Raw genomic sequence first — 22,435 nt, 5'->3', positions numbered from 1 at the left:
GTAATAGCTCCGCACTTATTATTCTTTCCAGATTCTACGGACAAATTGTCTGTCCTTTGCCCTTAATACTAGAAAATATAATCCGCTCGATACATTTCTTAAAACCAGTTCGTATTTATCAGTATATTCAGTCAATTCAAAAGTGTTCGCTTTTCCGTCAGTACTTATCAATTTGAATGTGTCTATTATAAAGCCATTCTTTTCAACAATTAATTTGTCAGTAACTGGATTAGGGTAGGATCTCACACCAATATTTTCTGATTCAGTAGCTAAAGGGATCAGTTTGTCTAAAGTTATCTCTATCTCCAGGGTTTCATATTTCTCAGTTTGTTCACTTCTCAATTTAAGTTTCCGCCCCTTATCTCTTTTAGGGTCTAAAATTATACTTCCTGTGTGTTCATTCCCTCCATCTATACTAATCTTCACTGGCAAACCAGATGATGATTGTACTTTAAATTCGAATGGTTCCTGAGCCTTAGAGAATTGAGATTCATCATAAATAAGCTGTGGATAAATCCTGGTTAGTTCTATTTTTTGTTTAGCCAGTATTCTATTGTTATTATCCTTAATAGTTATTGAGGTAATACCTGCTTTGGGTTCAAAAGAAATAAATTCATTTTTAAAACTACCATTGCCGGATACCTCTACTTTTATATCTTTAATATTGGTATTGATAATCAATTTCCTCGGTAGAGCAATATCCCAGGTCATTTGGCTTGGTAAAGCTTTATAATGGAAATATTCATCTTTCTTCAATGGTTGTTTAATAAATCTTAGTAAACTATTCTGCCCTGCGGCGTATAAAGTATTTTCATCAAAGAACTCAAATCCATAAATTGCATCGGCTCCTAAAAGCGTAAATGAACTATCTATTCTTCCCTTTGGAGTAATTTTCAGAAAATTATGTATAATTTCTTCGCCATGCTCTTTTACTTCATTAGATGTATTCATAAAAATACTTCCATCTTTTTCGTATTGTCTGAAATACCCTCCCCGATAAATATTTGATTGATAATCTTTATCCGGATTCCCATTGCTATCATATTTCAGAAATTGCTGTTTTACTATATTCGCATATTCCCCGGCAGCCATCTGGTTAACAATTAATCCATTTGCATTTTTAATCGTTATTGGTAATCCACCTGTAAACTGATAAAAGCTGTAATCCAATACAATAGTTTTGAAAGCTCTATCCAATGTTCCATTGATATGGTACATATTAATATAGGATCGTGCTGGTATACCATTTTCATAGGTTTCTATCGCAATTCGTTTATCTTCCATAATAATAAAATTGCTTATTTGCTGCGCCTTAATTAAAAAGGTTTTATCAAGCCCCTGCCCTATTTTATATCTTATCAAACTATCTTTTTTTATCAACCGATACACGAAATTATTATCCCAGTCTATTACATCATTTGCTTCCAACGTATCTTTTGAAACCGTCATTTTATTCGCTTCATCAATTGTATAGAATTTGCCGTCACCTCTTACTACAAATGAATGAGTAGTCTTATACGTTTTCCAGATAGTTTTACTATCAAAAAACTCATGCAAGAGTTTATGCTTATTGTCATATACCTGCACAGCTTTCGGATATGGAGAGTATCTGATGCTGTATGGAGAATTATCGTGGGTATGACTGATAAAATCAACCAGATAGGTATTAGTAGGTAGTTTTAGAATCTGATCAGGGAATAGTTGTTTTTGGACTTGAATTATGACTCTCAAATCCTTATCAATGCTCCCGTCTGCATTCATCTTTTCAATAATACCGCTTTTATCCCGCATAATCCAATAGCTTCCATCAGCAAAAGCATGTAAAAAACTCGTATTTTTGTGAAATTCTCTATCATACAAAGTAGAGTCTATTATACCTTTTGCATTAATTTTTAAGTGTTTGTTATCATAATAAATCATATCAATGCTACCATCACTCTGCTCAAAAAAATTAACACGCTCTTCATAGGCACTTATTTTATCGAAACTTATATTCCATATTCTGGTACCATTTCTGTCTATTTTTTCGACTTTATCTCTTAACCCTTCAACACCTGTCTGATACACCAGAAAATCATTACCAACCCTTTCCAACTTGTGGGTATATGCTTCAATGCCACTAAACTTTACTGGAGAGAAGTTCTTATCAATTTCAAAATCTGCGTTTGTTTTAATTATCTCCGCATTTCGCTTGCTATCAATAAGTAATAAAAAATACTCATTCAAATCATTTGATATTATATCTGTAAGCTGTGCACCTGTGGCATTTGTAAACATAGATGGGGCAAGTGATCTGATAAATTTTCCGTTTTTATCATACATCTCATGTAACAGGTAACTATCTTGGCTAAAAAAGAACAAGACAAAATTTTCATTTTTCAGCAAGGCTATTTTTGAGATATAACGCTTATGATTACTGAATTTAAACGTTGTATCAATCACACCCTCCTGAGAGATTTTTATTAATGAATAGGATGATGGACCAATAAGTCGGGTAAGCAATATTTTATTATCAGGTGTAATAACAGAATTTTCGTACCGATAATCATAATCGGTCAGGGCTTCATTCGTAAGATATTTTAAAATTTTAGCCTCGGTATTTAAAAGGAAAGTACCGGATTCCTCTAAACCACCATTAAGTATTTTTTCGCTTGATTTAAGATAAAGTAATCCATTCGGGAATTGATTTACCAAAGGCTCCTGAACACCAAATGGCTTTAAAAGAGGCTCAGATACAAAGGTGGTATCGAGATAGAAAACCTGTGAAAAAGTGTTGAGGGATATTAATACAAGAAGTAAAACTTTTTTCATGGCACAACGCTTTTTCTTTTAAAGACTGGTTTAGCAGTCAATTAGTTGGAATGGACTCACAAAAGTACTGAACTTGTTTAAATTTGTAATTCAACTATTATAAAATGACATCGTGTAGTCTTAAAATCTCAGTGATAATCCGGTGACCATCGCTGTCACTCGTCAAAAAGGTTCCCACCGTATTGGTCACCTTTTTCCGGTTCCTTTTTAGTGGTTTGTACTTGAAAACCATTAGTGCGCTGTTGTCTTCATTCAAAAAGGTAGTCACCCTATTGACTACCTTTTTGGGTTCTGACATATCCCCAAAAACCGGGCGGGAGTCTCATAGGTTGCACCTGACAAGAAATAGCCATCTGCAACTGACCGTCCATAACTGGCCGTCCGCAACTAGCCGTTCGCCAGTAATTGCAGGCTTGTTGGTTATAGTCAGATATATAGTCAATTATACCTCCGACTTTCTTTTTCCCTTCCTTCATGGCAATAGTTATTACATGGATTATAATGCAAGACCCGACGACTGGATGTACCCTAAATTTCGGGGTTTATGAGGGGATTGGCAAGGGTTTTGGGAGATTTTGTTTAAAATCATACTGCTGGGAGGGAAACAAAAAAACCTCGCAGTTGAACTACGAGGTTTTTTATTATTTTTTTATTACAAAAGCTTAAGCGTAAACTTCTTCTGCAATTTTATTGAATTCGTCAACTTTAACAGTTTTCTTTTCTACTGTCAGATTTGCTTTCAAAAACTCGCGTACTTTCTTACCAAAAGCACGATCAGTATAACGACGCACGGCATTGTCTTTGTTTTCTTTCAATTGCTTACGAGCCATATTGTCGATGATGTCTTCTAAACCTTCGTAAGAGTAGGCACCGAAATAGTTACGCATTTCTGCTTTTACTTCTTCCACAATATCATTGTACTCTAATTTGATTTCGTTGTTAGTGGCTACTTCATTACGAATCAAATCCATACGTAAACCACGGGCAAAAGCATCATAATCTTTTTCGATGTCTTCTTCTGTAAATTTACCTTCATTAATGTTCAATAACCATTTTTTCAAAAATGCATCAGGCAATTCGATATGAATATTATCTAAAAGCGTTTTCTCTACTTCAAAATCTAATAGATAGTCGCTTTCACGCTCGTAGTTTTCTTTTACAATCTTCTTGATTTCTTCTCTGAATTCTTCTTCAGTAGTTACTTTACCAGCACCGATTGCCTTGTCAAAAAACTCCTGGTCAATATCAGCCGGGGCAACTCTGGTAATTTTTTCTACTGTAAACTCAAACTCACCTGCCAAAGCCACCGCTTCTTCTTCACTTTTGCCTGTAGCATAACCTAAATCTTTGGTATTTTCAAAAACTGACTGGATGTCAAATTTCACGCTACTTCCTTTCTCTAAGCCTTTAAAGATATGGAAAGCATCTTCACGCACACGGCCTGTTGAAATAGTGGCATCATTGATTTCAGTTTCTGATGACTCCTGTTTCAATGTACCGAATACTAAATCTTCTTTCTCTACTTCTTCTGCCTCAGTGTCTTTTCCGAAACGACGACGAATATCTTCAATCGCTTCGTTTACTCTTTCTTCAGTAGGCTCAATATCATAGTTAGTAATAGCAGGAATCGCACTTAAATCAACCGTAAAGTCAGAAGCCAATCCTAAATCATATTCAAATGAAAACTCTTTGCTATTATCCCAATCAACTTTAGACGAAAGTTCGTTGTCAGGCATCGGGTCACCAACTACACGTAATTTATTAGAAGTAATGTATTCGTTCGTATTTTTAGAAACGAGGTTAATCACTTCGTCAACTAAAATACTTTTACCGTATAATCTCTGGATATATTCTTTAGGAACCATGCCCGGGCGAAAACCTTTCACCTGTGCAGTTTTTGTATATTGCTTAATTTTTTTATCTACTTCCGGCTTGTAGTCTGCCTCTGTAACAGTTACTTTAAGTCTGCCGTTTGTAGCAGAAGTCTTGTCGAATATTGTTTCCATTATGTTGGAATATGAGGTTTATTTGATAAAATCGTCGCATTCAGAATCTATGAAACTGAATGAAATAAAGTTTTGTAGGAGCTATAACTGGTATTATTAAAAAACCCCCTGACCAGGCAAGGTTCAGAGGGTTGTCTGTACGGGCGGAGGGACTCGAACCCCCATGCCTTGCGACACCAGATCCTAAGTCTGGCACGTCTACCAATTTCGCCACGCCCGCATCGCTCATTTTCCGGTCAGTTGTAACTGAATCGGGCTGCAAAGGTAATGACTTTTCTTGTTCATGTCAACACCTTTCCAAAAAAACTTTATTTTTTTTCAAACTTTTTTTTCGGAGGGTTGAAAAGTAAAAATTTATTAATTGCTTTAAGAATTATTTGCGCTTAAGCCAATGATTGATTACATTAGTCTTTAGGAATACAATAAAAAGAAGAGAATGTTAGGAGCAATAGCAGAAAAAGTGGAAACCAGCCGTCAGTCTGAGCCAATGATAGATTTTGAGAAAGAAAGAGCAGAGATATTAACGAAATATCGTCGATTACTTCGGGCGGCTAAACCCACCCTGAAAGGAGACGATGCCAGGCAGATAAAAAAAGCATTTACGATTTCGATGGAGGCGCATAAAGATATGCGTCGCAAATCGGGAGAACCATATATATATCATCCGCTTGAAGTAGCACAAATCTGTGTAGAAGAAATCGGATTAGGTGCTACTTCTATTATCTGTGCTCTGCTACATGACGTAGTGGAAGATACAGACATGACTCTGAAAGAAATTGAAAAAGATTTTGGCCCAAAAGTGGCACGCATCATAGATGGGCTTACCAAAATATCAGGCAATTTTGAACAGGGTACTTCGGCACAGGCTGAAAACTTCCGGAAAATGCTCATTACACTTTCAGAAGATGTTAGGGTAATTCTGATAAAACTGGCTGACCGCCTGCATAATATGCGTACTTTGGGTAGCATGGCTCGCAACTCACAACTTAAGATTGCGCATGAAACTATTTTTATCTATGCCCCCTTAGCCCACCGCTTAGGTTTGTATAAAATAAAGTCTGAGTTAGAAGATCTCTATCTGAAATATACTGAGCCGGAGGTATTTAAAGATATTGCGCAAAAACTTAAAAGTACAAAATCTACCCGTGATAGATTTATTGATAATTTTATTAAGCCACTTAAGAAGAAGCTACAAGACACAGGAATTGAATTTATAATAAAGGGTCGGCCAAAACATATCTATTCTATCTGGAATAAGTTAAAAAAGCAGAATACCACTTTTGAAGAGATCTTCGATTTGTTTGCCATCAGAATTATCTTAACCAATACAACACCGGAAAAAGAAAAATCGGCTTGTTGGCAAGTATACTCAATTGTGACAGATGAATATAAACCGAATCCGGATCGTTTGAAAGACTGGATTTCTATTCCAAAAGCCAATGGTTATGAGTCTTTGCATACCACTGTGATGAGCCATACAGGACAGTGGGTGGAAGTGCAGATACGTACCGAACGTATGGACGAAATTTCGGAAAGAGGTTATGCGGCACACTTCAAATATAAAGGTAATGATACCTCGATGAATGCCCCGCTTGACCGCTGGATTAATCAAGTAAGAGAAACTTTACAATCAGGCGATAAATCGGCTATTGAGTTTTTAGAAGATTTCAGAGGTAATTTTTATAATGAAGAGGTATTTGTCTTCACCCCTAAAGGAGATTTAAAAGTATTAAGAAAAGGAGCTACTGTATTAGACTTTGCCTTTGAAATACATACTGATATTGGTAAGAAATGTACGGCCGGAAAAGTAAATAGTCAATTAGTACCTATTAGTTATACTTTACAGAATGGCGATCAGGTTGAAATATTAACCACCAAAAACCAGAAACCATCAGAAGATTGGCTTAGGTTTGTGACCACCAGCAAGGCAAAAGCCCGTATTAAAGACTTACTCAAAGAAGAAAATAAGGTATATTATAGTGATGGAAAAGAGATAATTGCTAAGAGATTTAAACTTTTAGGTCTGGAAAACAATCTCGAAACGCTTAACCAGTTAAGGGCTTATTTCAATAAAAAAGATTATAACGACCTCTATTATGCCTTTGGCAAGGCTTATATTCAGCCAGACGAAATAAAGAAATTTAAGGCAGACAGAGATGCCCGATTGAATAAGCAAGCCAAAATTGAGATAGATAACAAGGCTTTTATTGATGCCAAGAGTTTTGAGAAAGAGATTAAGAAAGTAAAAGGTAATGATACACTCTTCATTGGAGATGATTTACAGGAAATTGATTTTACCTTAGCCCGTTGTTGTAATCCGATACCGGGAGACGATGTTTTTGGGTTCCTGACCGTGAATGAGGGAATTAAAATTCATAGAAACTCTTGTCCTAATGCCCAACAACTATTGTCACAATATGGCAATAGGGTTATTAAAGCACGTTGGTCTTCTCAGGTAGCGAAAGCTTTTGTAGCAACCGTGCATCTAGACGGTATAGACCGTATGGGAATGATACAGGATATTTCTAAAGTTATCTCAAGTGAACTACATATTAATATGCGTTCTTTGGCAGTTGATACAAATGATGGTATATTTACGGGTGATATAAAGTTATATGTACAAGACACACAACATTTAGAGACCTTGATGAAGCAATTAGGTGAGATAGAGGGTGTTCATCAGGTAACACGTGTTGATGCCGAAAGCCGAATCTAAATATCCTGATATCAGAAATAACCATACTCTTCAATGAAATCATTAGCCGTCCTGTTAATTCTTGTAGTTATTAGTTTGCATACCTCTGCCCAGAATTTAGATACTCTTACTACTAAAAGAGTGTTTATCACTACAAAAATTTATAGAAATGGCTTTAAACTTTCACATAGTAAAATTTTAAGTATCTATAAAGATACCTGGCAACCTAAAGTAAAATATAAATGGGGATACTATATGAACCCGGTAGCACCTGTATTAACTATTGCAGGTGTAGGGCTGGCAGCAATAGCTTTAAAAGGACACAATGCTACTGCTATGGTAAAAGGCCGGGAGGTTCAATATAAAATACGGAGTTTACCTAAGTTATTGATTGGTATTGGCTTGGCCGGAGCAGGATTGTGTATCATGGAGTCTTCCAATGAATTAATCCAGCATTCAGCTGATATTTATAATGCCAAATTGAAGAATAAAAAACCTTTGGCTGCTTTTATCCAGAAAGTAGACTTCGGTTTTACAGAATCTAATGGTATAGGCTTAACTCTCAGGTTTTAACAGAATAAATCGATCCAGAATAAAAACGATCAGGGGATATTTGAATCAAATATCCCCTGATCGTTTTTATAGAGAAAACTCACTTTTTATTACAACAGTCAAAAATTCACTAATCTATATCTTCGGTTTATCTTCCAGAATATGATTAGTAGTGATATAATTAGCCAACGACTCGGCAAATATAATACATCCCTTTTCACTTAAGTGGCATATATCACAAAAACAGTCAACCTCCTGAGGTATCATTTTACGCATATCCAGGTAATAAGTTTTATGTTCAGTGGCTAGTTTTGTCAGAATATCATTATGGACTTCAATTCCTTTTTGGGTATTTTTGGTATCTCCCCATACCGTGACAATTGCGGCTCTGACACAATTTTTGGAAAAATATTGTGCATCAGATGGGTCACCTAAAAACTTCACATCCGGAAAAAAGGAGGTATAAGCCATTAACAATAGTTTTTCATTCTTTTTCTCCGATAAAGCAATAATATCTTCCAGATTCTTTTTATACGGCCCTGCCGTTTTTATATCACTTCCATATTGGCGATTTTCTTCGCGCACATTATCATTTTCGAGGAAAGGTGTTCTGGTAATTTTTCGGCCAATAGTAACAATTGCTTTATGCAACAGGTATGGCAAGGTAGTAATATTGAGCTCAGGATGTTTTCTTATGAGCCCGATATGATGATACCACTCCATTTGGGAGTAATCTTCTTTGAATCTCTCAGGAGCAGCATTATTGGCCCGATTCTCATTGATAGCTTCATAATAAATCACCAGATCAAACTCTTTGTCTTTCAATAAATCATACTTAATAGCATTGTCCAGAGAAGTATGTCCGGGAATAGCCACATTAAATACCCTTACGTTTTTCTTTGACAACAAACTATCCAGTCGAGTATCCATACGGCTCCATAGAGGGCTGATAACCGAACCTCCTAAGATAAGAATATCGGTGTAACCATCGTCTTTTGTTATCTCAGTTTCTAAAGGCTTCTGTAATTCTTTATAGTAATTATTGACCAGAAAACTGTTGGGATTAAAAAAAGAAAAACCTAGAAATGATAGAGCAATACGAGAGAATAATTCGAGGATAAGGTATAATAAAAAGAAAGAAACGGCTCCTAAAATAAGATTTTTAGACTTCACTGATACGCAATATTTAATATTAATAAATAACCCAAAATTAGTTAAAAATCTCTACTCAATAAAATTTTGCGATATTTAATAATAATTAATATCAGAAAGATTCTAAAATAGCTATATTTGCACTCGAATTTACAGACGGACTAAAATCTCCCGAAAAATAGATACATGACAATTTTAGGAATTTCTGCATTCTATCACGACTCCGCAGCAGCTCTCATCAAAAACGGCGAAATACTCGCAGCAGCCCAAGAAGAAAGATTTACAAGAATAAAACACGACCCGGCATTCCCTACTAATGCAGTTAAGTTTTGCTTAGAATACAGCGGCGTAACCTTGGATAAAGTAGATGCGATTGTCTTTTACGACAAGCCTCTATTAAAATTTGAGCGCTTGCTAGAAACCTACTATGGTTTCTCGCCAAGAGGTTTGAAATCGTTTCTTACCTCAATTCCGGTATGGTTGAAAGAGAAGATGTTTCTGAAAAGAATGCTTCATGAAGAGTTAGAAAAAATCGGAAACTACGATAAAAGAAAAGCTAAATTACTTTTCCCTGAGCACCACCTTTCGCATGGAGCGAGTGCGTATTATCCATCACCTTATGAAGATGCAGCAGTGCTAACTATCGACGGTGTTGGTGAGTGGGCAACCGCCTCTATCTGCTATGGTAAAGGCAATCAGATGACGATTTTAAAAGAGTTACGTTTCCCACACTCATTAGGTTTGTTGTATTCAGCAGTTACCTATTATTGTGGATTTAAAGTAAACTCTGGTGAATATAAACTGATGGGTTTAGCACCTTATGGCAACCACGGTTCCGAACAGGTAGCTAAATTTGTAGATTTAATCAGAAGTGTGCTGGTAGAAATCAAACCTGATGGCTCTATTTGGTTGAATCAGGAATATTTCAATTATGCTACCGGCCTAAGAATGGTATTTGACGACAAATGGGAGAAACTTTTAGGCTTCAAACGTCGTGAGTCGGAGAGTCTTTTGGAGCAAATCCATTGCGATTTCGCACTGGCGATTCAGGAGGTTACTGAAGAGGTAGTGATTAAAATGGCAGAAGAAGCCAAACGATTGACTGGCTCTAAAAATCTTTGTATGGCAGGTGGGGTTGCGCTAAACTGCGTAGCAAACGGTAAATTACAGAAGACTAATATTTTTGAGAATGTATATATTCAACCAGCTGCAGGTGATGCAGGCGGGGCTTTAGGTGCTGCTTTGGCTGCTAATTATATCTATTTTAATCAGGATCGTAAACTGACACCTAATACTTTAGACGAAATGCATGGTTCATATCTAGGCCCTGAGTATTCAGATATGGATGTAAAGCAGATGTCTAAAAAGTATGACGCGCACTATCAATACTATGGAAACTTTGACGAATTAGCTGCCAAAACAGCTGAATTATTGGCAGAGGGTAATGTAATAGGCTGGTTTCAGGGACGTATGGAGTTTGGCCCAAGAGCCCTAGGTGGCAGAAGTATCTTAGGTGATGCCCGCAACTCTGAGATGCAGAAAAAACTGAATCTAAAGATTAAATATAGAGAGGGTTTCCGTCCTTTTGCACCATCTGTATTAGCAGAAGATGTAGAAGAATATTTTGAGTGCGAAACACCTTCTCCATATATGTTATTAGTACATGGTGTAAATCCAAAGAGAAGAAACGCTTTTCCGGCTGATTATGAAGATTTGCCAATGATGGAAAAGTTATACTTCTTGCGTTCTGATTTACCTTCAATTACCCATATCGATTACTCTGCTCGTATTCAAACTGTTCATCAGGAAACAAATCCACGTTATTGGACACTCATTAACGAATTCAAGAAACAGACAGGCTATGGTGTTATAGTTAATACCAGCTTTAACGTTCGTGGCGAACCTATTGTTTGTACACCCGAAGATGCTTACAAGTGTCTTATGCGTACTGAAATGGACTATCTGGTAGTTGGAAATTTTATTTTTGACAAGAAATTCCAACCAAAATGGACTGAATCAGAATCTTGGAAAGACGAATATAAATTAGATTAGTTTTGCGTCCCTAAAAACTAACCAAACCATAAACAAGTCCCTCTAGGGAGGGGAATGACATCATGGATTTTATACAAGACCTTTGGAATTTCTTAAAAGAGAGAAAAAAATGGTGGCTTATGCCAATGATCGTGGTATTGTTATTAATTGGAGTACTGATTGTAATTGGCGGTGGTTCGGCTATTGCTCCATTTATTTATACGTTATTCTAAACAATGAAACAACAAAACACTAAAGAGATTGTCCTGACAATTGTAGTAGGGCTATTGGTATTCTATTTTATTTTCAAAATACAAGGGCTATTAATTGCTGCACTTGTGATTGGTGTATTGGGAGTACTTTCTAATTTTGTTGCTGAAAAGATTGCCTGGGTTTGGCTAAAATTTGCCGAAATATTGGGTAGAGTTAACTCTACTATCTTATTAAGCCTGATTTTCTTCATTTTCTTAACACCACTTGCTCTTTTGATGAGAATCTTCAAAAAAGGCGATGCTTTGAAATTGAAAAAGCCAGCTACTGCCAGCGCGTATGATGAGAGAAATCATACCTATGTAAAAAAAGACTTAGAAAATACCTGGTAAGAATTCTTTACGGGAATTTATATCAATATACAAGCATTGAATTATACTCAGTGCTTGTATATTTATTTTTAGAAAACCATTCATTTTTCTATTCTTATCTATTTTCTTTGTAACTTCACACCAAAATAATAGTCAAACATAGCGAACAATATGGTTCCGAATCCTACAAATTTTGACTCAGCCAAGCGTATTTTTACTGCTTATCTTGAAGCTAAACAGCTCAGGAAAACTCCGGAAAGGTATGCGATATTGGAGGAAATATACTCTCGTGACGACCACTTTGAGGTAGAAGACCTGTATATTTCGATGAAAAACAAAAAATATCAGGTTAGTAGAGCGACAGTATATAATACCCTTGATTTATTGGTTGAGTGCGACCTCGTAACTAAACATCAGTTTGGTAAAAATCTGGCACAATACGAAAAAGCATACGGATACAAACAACATGACCACCTGATTTGTGTAGACTGCCATAAGGTGATGGAATTCTGTGACCCTCGTGTGCAAAATATACAAAGCATGGTAGGCGATATGCTTCAGTTTAAAGTAATGCACCACTCACTGATATTCTACGGAAACTGTCAGCGTGAAAAATGTGAAAACAAAATTTAATTTTTTCTAATATAAAATAGAGACTTAGTCTTTTTAATAAGTAATGGTTGATATACTTCTAGGTTTACAATGGGGCGATGAAGGCAAAGGAAAAATTGTTGATGTGCTTGCCCCTGACTATCAGGTTGTTGCTCGTTTTCAAGGTGGACCGAACGCAGGACACACCCTTGAATTTGATGGCATCAAACATGTTCTTCACCAGATTCCCTCAGGTATTTTCCGTGCTGATTGCTTGAATATTATCGGTAATGGCGTAGTGCTTGACCCTATCGTTTTCCGTAGAGAAATTGAGGGTTTGGCTAAATACAATCTTGAGCTGAAGAAGAACCTAATTATTTCAAAAAAGACTGCCATCATTATTCCAACCCATAGATTGTTAGATGCTGCTTTAGAAAAGGCCAAAGGTGATTCAAAAATCGGCTCTACCCTGCGCGGTATCGGACCGGCTTATTCTGATAAAGTATCTCGTCAAGGTTTAAGATTGGGTGATATCCTTTCTCCTAATTTTGAAACCAGATACCATAACTTGGTAGAAAAACATAAGCAAGTTTTAGATTTTCATGAATTCTCTTATGACCTTTCAGAATCAGAAAGAGAGTTTTTTGCAGCCGTTGAATTCCTGAAAGAGTTTACGATTCTGGATAGCGAATACATTGTGAATGACGCCATTAAAGATGGCAAGAAAATATTGGCCGAAGGCGCACAAGGTTCATTGTTAGATATCGACTTTGGTTCATACCCGTTTGTAACCAGTTCTAATACTACCGCTGCAGGTGTTTGCTCAGGTCTGGGTGTTGCCCCTCGTCAGATTGGTGAGGTGTATGGTATCTTTAAAGCCTATTGTACAAGAGTAGGTAGCGGGCCATTTCCTACTGAACTAAATGATGATCTAGGCGAAGCAATCCGTCAGGAAGGAAGAGAATTCGGCGCGACCACAGGTCGTCCACGTCGTACCGGCTGGTTAGATTTACCTGCATTGAAATATAGCATTATGCTGAATGGCGTTACGCAATTGGTGATGATGAAGGTAGACGTACTGAATTTCCTGGATGAAATATTGGTATGTACACATTACCGTCTGCCAGATGGCACACTTACCGAGCAAATGCCATTTGATTTGACAGATATTACAGTAGAGCCTATCTACAAATCGTTCAAAGGCTGGAAATGTTCATTAGAGAACTTCCATACTTATAATGACATTCCTGCAGAATTGTCAGATTATATCAATTATTTAGAAGCTGAATTAGCCGTTCCGATTAGTTTCATTTCTACCGGACCAGACCGCGAAGCTGTTATTTTAAGAGAAGCAGTAGTATCTTAAAATTCAATACTAAGTAGAGACGTATCGCAATACGTCTCTACAAAACAACAAAATGAATCATATCCTTGCCCAATATCTTTTTAATAAAGAAACACTTTATAAAAATCCACAGACTGAAATAGCTTCTGAAAAAGAAATTGTAGCTCAGAAAAAAGAAGCCGCTTTGCCAGAACAAACTCCGGCAATTGCATTAACTCCAAAAGTTACACCTACCCCACCTCCTACTCCGGTAGTTGAAGTTCCTAAAGCTGTCAAGCCAGTTGTTGTTCCTTTAAAACTCAATCATCCTTTTTTAGTAATTACTGATGTAATTTCGGATGATGAGAAAGCTTTATTAGGTAAAATTCTGGGAGCAGTTGGTTTGTCATTGTCACAAATAGATTTAATAGAAATACAAAAAACACAGCACATAGATTATCCTTCTTTTATTGCACAAAAAGTTACTACTAAATTTATCAGTTTTGGTGTAGGACTTAGCAGACTCAACTGGGATATAATGTTAGTACCTTATCAAATCAAAAATGTATCGGGTATTGATTTTTTATTGGCAAACGATTTACGGGCAATTGCAGCCGATACAACATTAAAGAAAAACCTCTGGGCAGCTTTGCAAAAAATGTTCGGTAAATAATCCTTCTTGTCTATACAACACCTCTACAGAGCCTACGCATACATTTTTCAATGACATGTCATACTATTTAACAATTTTGTCAGTATTTACTGAAAATTTGTCAGAAAACTGTACCTTTGCGGCTCGTTGGCAAAAATCTTGTTGGCTTGTCAGCAGTCTTGATATCAGACACGTTTGTCTGGTTTTAAACGTACATATTATTAAAACCATAAAAAATCAAAATAACTATGTCAGTAAACGTTAAGCCCTTAGCAGACAGAGTACTAATTGAAGCTGCTCCGGCGGAGGAAAAAACGGCATTCGGAATTATCATTCCCGACACTGCTAAAGAAAAACCACAAAAAGGTATCGTAGTAGCAGTAGGTCCTGGCAAAAAAGACGAGCCGCTATTAGTAAAAGTAGGAGATAGCGTACTTTACGGAAAATACGCAGGAACTGAAATTACCGTTGAAGGCAAAGAGTATCTTATCATGCGTGAATCAGATATCTACGCAATCGTTTAATTTTTCGAACTTTTAGTTCGCCATATAGTGTGGACTGTAGAATTATCTCTTTCTACATTTATTCCATTTCTATTCAATCATTCACTCATTCATTCACTAATTAATAATTAGTAAAAACAACATGGCAAAGCAAATCATTTTTGATACAGAAGCAAGAGAAAAATTGAAGCGTGGCGTTGATACACTTGCTAACGCTGTAAAAGTAACATTAGGGCCAAAAGGTCGTAACGTAATTCTTGATAAAAAATTCGGTTCACCAGCTATCACTAAAGATGGTGTAACTGTAGCAAAAGAAATCGAACTGAAAGATTCGATTGAAAACATGGGAGCGCAACTTGTGAAAGAAGTAGCTTCTAAAACTGCAGACCAGGCAGGTGATGGTACAACAACTGCTACTGTATTGGCGCAGGCAATCTACACAATCGGTGCTAAAAACGTAGCCGCTGGTGCAAACCCAATGGATTTGAAACGTGGTATCGACAAAGCTGTCACAGCTGTTGTTGACGCATTGAAAGGTCAATCAAAACCAATCTCTACTTCAAAAGAAATCGAACAAGTTGCTACTATCTCTGCTAACAACGATTTCGAAATCGGCCAGATGATTGCTCACGCAATGGAGAAAGTTGGTAAAGAAGGTGTAATCACTGTAGAAGAAGCTCGTGGTACTGAAACTGAAGTAAAAACTGTAGAAGGTATGCAGTTTGACCGTGGGTATTTATCGGCTTACTTCGTAACTAATCCAGAGAAAATGGAAGTTGAATTAGAAAAACCTTTCATCTTAATCTCTGAGAAAAAAATCTCTTCAATGAAAGAGTTACTTCCGGTATTGGAAGGTGTAGCACAAACTGGCCGTCCGTTGTTAATTATCTCTGAAGATGTTGATGGAGAGGCTCTTGCTACATTGGTAGTTAACAAAATCCGTGGTGCATTGAAAATATGTGCTGTGAAAGCTCCAGGTTTCGGTGACCGTCGTAAAGCAATGTTGGAAGACATCGCTATCCTGACTGGTGGTACTGTAATTGCTGAAGAGCGTGGATTCAAATTAGAAAATGCTGACCTATCTTACTTAGGACATTGCGATAAAATCATCATCGATAAAGATAACACAACCATCGTAAATGGTGCTGGTGATCAGGAACAAATCACAGGTCGTGTAAATCAAATCAAAGCACAAATCGAATCAACTACGTCTGATTACGACCGTGAGAAACTACAAGAACGTCTGGCTAAATTGTCAGGTGGTGTAGCTATCATCTATATTGGTGCTGCTACAGAAGTAGAAATGAAAGAGAAAAAAGACCGCGTTGATGACGCCCTTCATGCAACACGCGCTGCGGTTGAAGAAGGTATTGTATCAGGTGGTGGTGTAGCGTTAATCCGTGCACAAAAAGCTCTGGAAGGCTTAAAAGGTGCTAACGGTGACGAAACAACTGGTATCGCTATCATCAGATCTGCTATCGAAGCTCCATTACGTACAATCGTTGCTAACGCAGGTGGCGAAGGTTCAGTAATTGTACAAGCGGTTAAAGGTGGCGAAGGTTCGTTCGGTTACAATGCTCGCGAAGACAAATATGAAGATATGTTGGCTGCAGGTATCATCGACCCTACTAAAGTAACTCGTTTAGCATTAGAAAACGCTGCTTCTATCGCAGGTTTATTATTAACTACAGAAGCTGTAGTTTCTGATATTGCAGAAGAAAAAGCTCCAGACATGGGTGGTCATGGCCACGGTGGTGGAATGGGCGGCATGATGTAATCAAATGCTAAGAACATACAAAGAAGCCCTCGAAGAAACTCGAGGGCTTTATTTATACATGAACTTTACCTATTAAACACAAATAGAATGTTTGCTAAAGCTTATCAAATCGCCAGCAACTATACCCAACCTGTTCTTATTTCAACCTTACGATTTGATGGAACAGTGGAATGTAGTGTGGGAACATTTGTGATTGTAAATGCTGAGGGATGGATTATAACTGCTGCCCATATATTTGATATTATGCTTACTCATCAGCGAGATACAGTAGAAATTAATCAGTATAATCAGGAAGTAAGTGAGATAGAAAACAATCGGCTTATATCAATTCATGATAAAAAAAGAAGAATAGCAAAATTAAAGTTTAATCCGAAGTGGATAAGAACTTATTCTTACTGGTGGGGTGCTGATATGCATGGAATTGATAATATTCATTTACTAACCGAAAATGATATAGCTATCGGTAAGCTGACTAATTATAATCTACAATTCTGCCCACAATATCCTGTATTTAAAAAACCAGATAATTTAGCCATAGGAACAAGCCTTTGTAAATTAGGGTATCCTTTTCATGAAGTAAACGCTACTTTTAACGAAGCCACCAATGCATTTCAGATTGCACCTAATGCTTTACCGATTCCCCGTTTCCCGATTGATGGGATTTTTACCAGAGAGGTATTACAATATAATTCCGGCAATACCCCTTTCGAAGTAAAATTTATTGAAACCTCTACTCCGGGGTTCCGCGGACAAAGTGGCGGACCTATCTTTGATACAGCAGGTAATATCTGGGCTATCCAAAGCCGAACAGCTCACTTGGCCTTAGGATTTTCGCCGAAAGTGGTGATTGACAATAAAGAAATTACTGAACATCAGTTTATTAATGTCGGGATGGGTGTGCATGTAGAAACAATTCTGAAATTTTTAGATGCTAATAAAGTTCAATATGAAATAAGCGAATCTTAATCACTTACCGTGGCTAATGTCCTGACTTCCTCTTCATTCCCCTTCAGGGACGGTCGGCGGCTGCGGTTAGGGGCTAAGCACCTCTCCTACTTTCAAGACTTTTAAATCTCCTTTAATTTCGCCCTGGTCTTCCAATTTATGGAGTACTCGCAGAGGGTCTCCCATGGGTTCATCAGATAAATCGAAAGTGCCATAATGCATCGGTATCATTACTTTGGCGTGCATATCATGAAAGGCTTTTACAGCATTTGTCGGTGAGACATGGCTTTGGCCCATAAAAAACTCTGGTTTATAAGCGCCTACTCCAATAATGCAATAATCAATATTCGGGAAGATTTTACCAACATCTTCAAAATGACCTCCATAGCCTGAATCTCCGCTAAAATAGATAGTTTTTCCAGCGCTCTGAATCACATATCCACCCCATAAACGCACATTGGTATCTGTCAGAAAACGTCTTCCCCAATGTCTTGAAGGTACATAATAAATTTTTACAAAATCATCTGTTTTATATTGCTGATACCAGCCCGCTGCTTGAATTTTATTGCTATGAGTAAAAGTTCTGATAAGCGTATCCACTCGTAAACCCGTCAAATAAGTGACATCAGGGTTATTTCTGGCTAATAATTGCAGACTTTTTTCATCACAATGGTCTCTATGGTCGTGTGAAACCAGAATATAATCCAGACTACGCAAATCTTCTGCCGGAACTGGTAATGCTGATTGTCGTTTTATTAATGAAACGTCAAATAGTACAGGGTCTATCAACATAGTAATTCCTGCCAGACGAATAAAGAAAGAGGCATGCCCTAACCACACAATACAATCTTTTTTTGAATCAAGAAAGCCCTGATTCTGTAAGACTTCTGCTCTCCATTTATCTGTTTTCTTCTCTGACTTCTGCGGATTCCTCGTGAATTGCCATCTTAATACTTCTCTGAATGAGTCAACAAATGGAAATTCATAATTAATGAATCTTCTTTTATCGTTGATTGGGGTTCCGTTCCATTCAAATGGTAATTTGAGTGTTGGTAAGTCAGGATTGGAGGTATATGGCATGTGGTGAAATTGATTTCTCTTTATAATTTAAAGTTTTTTGTAAAAGTTCCAATTTAGATATTGTTATAGATTACATGACTGGCTTAACAACTGAAACTACTGTTTTGGCTTAGTCCTCGGCTTTTACTTTTTTGAGCTGCAAAAAAGTAAACAAAAAACCAGCCATCATTTAAATTCGTACAATTAAAAATCCGTTAATCTTTTTCAATTTCCATAGGCTTTTTCTCGATTTTTAATCGTAGACTAGCCGTCCGCCTCAACAGGAAATGATGTTTTAAGGCTACCATTTTTAGTTGTTATTACTTTTCTTTTTAAGTACCGATATCTTATCAAATTGTATTTTAATGACTTTAATTAATCGTTTCTATCTCTTCACAATAAACTTTTCTACATATTTGCTGAAATAATACTGAATATTATGCCGACTTTTCAAGCTTTTTATGTGAGTGAAATTGGGGATAAAACATTTTCAAGACAGATTATTGAACGTTCTACTGATGATTTGCCTGTCGGAGAGATAATGATACGGGTAAAGTATTCATCACTCAATTATAAAGATGCTCTCTCCTCTAGCGGTAACCGTGGTGTTACGCGTAATTACCCACATACCCCTGGTATTGATGCAGCAGGAATAGTAGAAGAATCCAGTTCGGATGAGTTTTCAGTAGGTGAACAAGTCGTTGTGACAGGTTTTGATTTGGGCATGAATACTGCAGGCGGCTTTGGACAATATATTCGTGTACCAGCCAAATGGGTTGTAAAATTACCAAGGGGCTTGCGTCTGAAAGAAAGTATGATTTTTGGCACAGCCGGACTAACAGCGGCATTATGTATTGATAAACTCTTACAAAACGGATTGACACCCGGAAAAGGAAAAGTAATCGTGACAGGTGCAACCGGAGGTGTAGGTACTATGGCAGTCATGATTCTAGTTAAATTAGGTTTTGATGTAGTGGGTGTAACAGGTAAATCAGAAGGAGAAGCCTTTCTATTAAATTTAGGGGCAAAAGAAGTTGTTTCTCGCGAAGCTGTCAACGACCAATCAGGTAGGCCTATGCTGAAAGGTATTTATGCAGGTTGTATCGATACTGTAGGGGGTAATATGTTGGCTACTATCTTAAAATCGATGCAATATAATGGTGTTGTCAGTTTGTGCGGTTTGGTTCAATCACCTGAGTTGCCAACTACTGTTTTTCCATTTATCCTACGTGCGGTTTCTATGTTTGGAATTGATTCTTCTGAATGTGATATTGAATGGAGAAAGAGAATGTGGAAGAATCTTGCAAAGAAATGGAAGCCGGAAGGTATTCAGTCTATTACCAAAACAATTGGTTTAAAAGGTCTGAATAAAGAAATCAAAAAGATATTGAAAGGTGGGCAGATGGGGAGAGTGGTTGTAAGATTATGAAAGAAAAGGCTCTATTTTCATTAAAATAGAGTCTTTTCTTTGTTTTATATCACTACTACAACCCATATTTATCAATCAAATACACCAAAGCAGCCATAGATGCGGCACCTAGTTGTAATTCTCGTTCGTTTACCGCATCTAATTTATCATTTTGTGCATGATGGAAATCGAAATAGCGTTGAGAATCCGGTTTGAAGCCGATTAATAATGTACCTAAGTTGCCTAGTGGGCCTATATCTGCGCCACCGCTGCCTCTTCCGATTTCAGCTAGGCCATAAGGAGCTAACAGGTTTTTATATACTTCTATTTTGGCTATTTGTTTAGCAGTACCTACCATACCAAAGCCTCTTGGAGTAAAACCTCCATTATCTGATTCAATAGCAGCAATATGATTTTCGCCATTTTGCTTAGCTAAATCCGCATATTTAGTACCACCTCTTAACCCATTTTCTTCATTCATAAACATAACAGCTCTGATGGTACGTTTTGGTTTAATACCCAAGGCATTCATGGCACGTAATACTTCAATAGCCTGCACGCAGCCCGAGCCATCATCCTGTGCGCCTTCGGCTAAATCCCAGGAATCAAGGTGACCGCCAACTACAATAATTTCATCTGGTTTTTCTGTACCGCGTATCTCCCCTACTACATTGTGCGAAGGTGCATCTGCCAAAGTCTGGCAGTTTTGCTTGAAATAGAATTTCAGTTTTGGGTTTTCCTTCAATAATTTACTTAACAAATTCGCCCCATTAGTACTGATGGCTGCCGTAGGAATCATTGGGATTCCAGGTGCATAGCGCATACCACCTGTATGAGGATTATCGTCCTGCAAAGTAGTCATGGAACGAACAATTGCCCCAACAGCTCCATACTTAGCTGCTTCCGATGCGCCATTTCCTCGCTGATTAACTGCTCCTGCATAAGCTTCAAAAGTATTAATTTTGGTTGGGTCCATCGGGCGATTAAACAACACTATTTTGCCTTTTACTTTAGCCTCCCCTAATGTTTTCAACTCTTCAAAGCTTTTCACCTCTATTATTTCTGCTTTAATACCTGCTGTTGGAGTGGCTACTGAACCTCCTAAGGCTACAATCGGCACTTTTGTTTTTACTTTTCCATTCTCAATATAGGCATCTTCCTTAACTCCACGTACCCAATGTGGTACCATTACATCTTGCAGAAACACTTTCTGAAAGCCATAATCCTCCATCACTTTTTTGGTGTATTGCACAGCTTTTGCGGCACCTATAGAACCACTTAAACGTGGGCCTATGGTTTTGCAAAGATAGGTAAGCGTTTTATAACATTCTCCGTTGGTCAGAATTTCGTCATAAATTTTTCTGATTTGAAGCGAATCAGCATTTTGTGCAAAGCTCGAAGATGCACAGAAAAGCAGGAAAAAGAGGATTTTCTTCATAGTGCCTGTTTAGAAGTGTTTAGATATTTCGTTTTTTCAAAAGTACATTTTTTGAGCAAAATATCCAACGGAATGCTTCTAACAAAACTATATTGTATATATAAAGGGAGAATAGTAAAGGAGTGGGTTTAGAACTCCCACACAGTAGGATTTTTGTGTCGGCGCAGATGTTTGCGTACTTCCATCCAAAAAGCTAGTACTAAATACAGGATAATCGGCGAGCCAAAAGTAAAGAAGGAGGCATAGATAAAATAAAGCCTTACGCTACTTGCCGAGAAGTTAAGCTTTTCCCCCAAGCGAGAGCAAACTCCAAAAAGTTGGTTTTCTACGAGGTATCTTAGGCGATTCATTTTGTTTTTTAAGAGATAATTCTGCAAAATTATAACGAATCTACTAATAATCTCGTAATTAACAATAAAACAACAAAAAAATAATAAAAGCCTTTGCTTTTTTGTGCAAATAAATATAAGTTTTGTCCAAATATATTTTTTACAAAACTTGTTTTATCATTAAAATTATGTACATTGCAAATCAATTCTTCATTTTCTCATAATTTTTTTAATTTCAATGCAAACAGGTGTAGTTAAATTCTTCAACGAAACTAAAGGCTTTGGTTTTATCGTTGATGATGCTTCAGGGCAAGAAATCTTCGTTCACGTGACTGGTCTCGGCGGCAGAAAGATTCGTGAAAACGATCATGTTGAATACGAAGTTATCGAAGGTCGCAAGGGTTTGAACGCAGTCAACGTGAAAAAAATATAATTTTTTTTCTGAGTACGATTGTTTCAGTTCCACAACCTCACTATTCTGGCTAATAGTGAGGTTTTCTTTTTTTTAGCAACGTAGTTTTCCTCAATTCATCAGGGGTTTTTACGCATTTAGCTAAACGGTATACTATTAATTAAATACT

The 22,435-nt window shown here is 37.1% G+C and carries 20 protein-coding genes and 1 tRNA gene; 13 read left to right on the top strand and 8 right to left on the bottom strand.

What is annotated here, in order from left to right; translation table 11 throughout:
- Positions 1-18: 18 nt before the first annotated feature.
- The 4 genes from D0T08_RS23480 to D0T08_RS23460 all read right to left on the bottom strand — a co-directional run bounded on the left by D0T08_RS23480 (position 19) and on the right by D0T08_RS23460 (position 5,037).
- Complete coding sequence (locus D0T08_RS23480) at positions 19-2,811, bottom strand: T9SS type A sorting domain-containing protein (RefSeq protein ID WP_116985200.1); 2,793 nt, start codon at positions 2,809-2,811, stop codon at positions 19-21.
- A 269-nt stretch (positions 2,812-3,080) separates the two neighbouring features.
- Complete coding sequence (locus tag D0T08_RS23475; RefSeq protein WP_116985199.1) at positions 3,081-3,287, bottom strand: hypothetical protein; 207 nt, start codon at positions 3,285-3,287, stop codon at positions 3,081-3,083.
- Between the two features lie 186 nt (positions 3,288-3,473).
- Positions 3,474-4,817 carry a trigger factor gene (locus tag D0T08_RS23465; protein WP_116985197.1) on the bottom strand — a complete coding sequence of 448 codons (1,344 nt, stop codon included), beginning with the start codon at positions 4,815-4,817 and terminating at the stop codon, positions 3,474-3,476.
- Positions 4,818-4,955: 138 nt separating this feature from the next.
- Positions 4,956-5,037, bottom strand: a tRNA-Leu gene (locus D0T08_RS23460).
- A 216-nt stretch (positions 5,038-5,253) separates the two neighbouring features.
- Between D0T08_RS23460 and D0T08_RS23455 the strand changes: the two genes are divergently transcribed.
- Together D0T08_RS23455 and D0T08_RS23450 are read left to right on the top strand one after the other, a co-directional pair.
- Positions 5,254-7,533: a bifunctional (p)ppGpp synthetase/guanosine-3',5'-bis(diphosphate) 3'-pyrophosphohydrolase gene (locus D0T08_RS23455; protein ID WP_116985196.1), complete on the top strand. Its 2,280-nt coding sequence runs from the start codon at positions 5,254-5,256 to the stop codon at positions 7,531-7,533.
- A gap of 33 nt (positions 7,534-7,566) precedes the next feature.
- Positions 7,567-8,085, top strand: coding sequence for a hypothetical protein (locus tag D0T08_RS23450; RefSeq protein ID WP_116985195.1), 519 nt, complete (start codon positions 7,567-7,569; stop codon positions 8,083-8,085).
- A 114-nt stretch (positions 8,086-8,199) separates the two neighbouring features.
- Here D0T08_RS23450 and D0T08_RS23445 read toward each other — a convergent pair whose 3' ends face one another.
- Positions 8,200-9,237 carry an SGNH/GDSL hydrolase family protein gene (locus tag D0T08_RS23445; protein WP_116985194.1) on the bottom strand — a complete coding sequence of 346 codons (1,038 nt, stop codon included), beginning with the start codon at positions 9,235-9,237 and terminating at the stop codon, positions 8,200-8,202.
- Between the two features lie 165 nt (positions 9,238-9,402).
- Between D0T08_RS23445 and D0T08_RS23440 the strand changes: the two genes are divergently transcribed.
- From D0T08_RS23440 to D0T08_RS23405, 9 genes are all read left to right on the top strand, one after another.
- Positions 9,403-11,268: a carbamoyltransferase gene (locus D0T08_RS23440; RefSeq protein WP_116985193.1), complete on the top strand. Its 1,866-nt coding sequence runs from the start codon at positions 9,403-9,405 to the stop codon at positions 11,266-11,268.
- Between the two features lie 62 nt (positions 11,269-11,330).
- Complete coding sequence (locus tag D0T08_RS28110; protein WP_255413528.1) at positions 11,331-11,480, top strand: DUF5989 family protein; 150 nt, start codon at positions 11,331-11,333, stop codon at positions 11,478-11,480.
- 3 nt (positions 11,481-11,483) lie between these two features.
- Positions 11,484-11,849: an SxtJ family membrane protein gene (locus tag D0T08_RS23435; protein WP_116985192.1), complete on the top strand. Its 366-nt coding sequence runs from the start codon at positions 11,484-11,486 to the stop codon at positions 11,847-11,849.
- Positions 11,850-11,999: 150 nt separating this feature from the next.
- The gene (locus D0T08_RS23430; protein WP_116985191.1) at positions 12,000-12,461 is read left to right on the top strand and encodes a Fur family transcriptional regulator; all 462 of its coding nucleotides are present in this window, start codon (positions 12,000-12,002) and stop codon (positions 12,459-12,461) included.
- Positions 12,462-12,504: 43 nt separating this feature from the next.
- Positions 12,505-13,785, top strand: coding sequence for an adenylosuccinate synthase (locus D0T08_RS23425; protein ID WP_116985190.1), 1,281 nt, complete (start codon positions 12,505-12,507; stop codon positions 13,783-13,785).
- A 52-nt stretch (positions 13,786-13,837) separates the two neighbouring features.
- Complete coding sequence (locus tag D0T08_RS23420) at positions 13,838-14,416, top strand: DNA polymerase III subunit psi (RefSeq protein ID WP_116985189.1); 579 nt, start codon at positions 13,838-13,840, stop codon at positions 14,414-14,416.
- A 227-nt stretch (positions 14,417-14,643) separates the two neighbouring features.
- A complete protein-coding gene (gene groES, locus D0T08_RS23415; protein WP_101725194.1) occupies positions 14,644-14,919 on the top strand; it encodes a co-chaperone GroES in 276 nt (91 codons plus the stop codon).
- A gap of 121 nt (positions 14,920-15,040) precedes the next feature.
- Positions 15,041-16,675 (top strand): chaperonin GroEL, encoded by a 1,635-nt coding sequence (groL, locus tag D0T08_RS23410; protein WP_116985188.1) that lies wholly within the window; start codon positions 15,041-15,043, stop codon positions 16,673-16,675.
- An 87-nt stretch (positions 16,676-16,762) separates the two neighbouring features.
- The gene (locus D0T08_RS23405; protein ID WP_116985187.1) at positions 16,763-17,641 is read left to right on the top strand and encodes a serine protease; all 879 of its coding nucleotides are present in this window, start codon (positions 16,763-16,765) and stop codon (positions 17,639-17,641) included.
- A 66-nt stretch (positions 17,642-17,707) separates the two neighbouring features.
- Here the strand turns inward: D0T08_RS23405 and D0T08_RS23400 are convergent, their stop codons facing one another.
- The gene (locus tag D0T08_RS23400) at positions 17,708-18,700 is read right to left on the bottom strand and encodes an MBL fold metallo-hydrolase (RefSeq protein ID WP_116985186.1); all 993 of its coding nucleotides are present in this window, start codon (positions 18,698-18,700) and stop codon (positions 17,708-17,710) included.
- A 418-nt stretch (positions 18,701-19,118) separates the two neighbouring features.
- On the opposite strand from D0T08_RS23400, the gene D0T08_RS23395 reads away from it, so the two are divergent.
- Complete coding sequence (locus tag D0T08_RS23395) at positions 19,119-20,108, top strand: YhdH/YhfP family quinone oxidoreductase (RefSeq protein WP_116985185.1); 990 nt, start codon at positions 19,119-19,121, stop codon at positions 20,106-20,108.
- A gap of 55 nt (positions 20,109-20,163) precedes the next feature.
- Here D0T08_RS23395 and D0T08_RS23390 read toward each other — a convergent pair whose 3' ends face one another.
- Positions 20,164-21,525, bottom strand: a complete 1,362-nt coding sequence (locus D0T08_RS23390; protein WP_116985184.1) for a M20/M25/M40 family metallo-hydrolase — start codon at positions 21,523-21,525, stop codon at positions 20,164-20,166.
- 128 nt (positions 21,526-21,653) lie between these two features.
- Positions 21,654-21,875, bottom strand: a complete 222-nt coding sequence (locus tag D0T08_RS23385; RefSeq protein ID WP_116985183.1) for a PspC domain-containing protein — start codon at positions 21,873-21,875, stop codon at positions 21,654-21,656.
- 217 nt (positions 21,876-22,092) lie between these two features.
- Here D0T08_RS23385 and D0T08_RS23380 point away from each other — a divergent pair, with 217 nt between their 5' ends.
- A complete protein-coding gene (locus D0T08_RS23380; protein WP_116985182.1) occupies positions 22,093-22,287 on the top strand; it encodes a cold-shock protein in 195 nt (64 codons plus the stop codon).
- Positions 22,288-22,435: the final 148 nt, after the last annotated feature.

Origin of the sequence: Emticicia sp. C21 (assembly GCF_003418935.1) — a bacterium.
GTDB lineage: Bacteria > Bacteroidota > Bacteroidia > Cytophagales > Spirosomataceae > Emticicia.
Note: the sequence above shows the minus strand (reverse complement) of the source record. Positions and strands in the feature narration are given on the sequence as shown.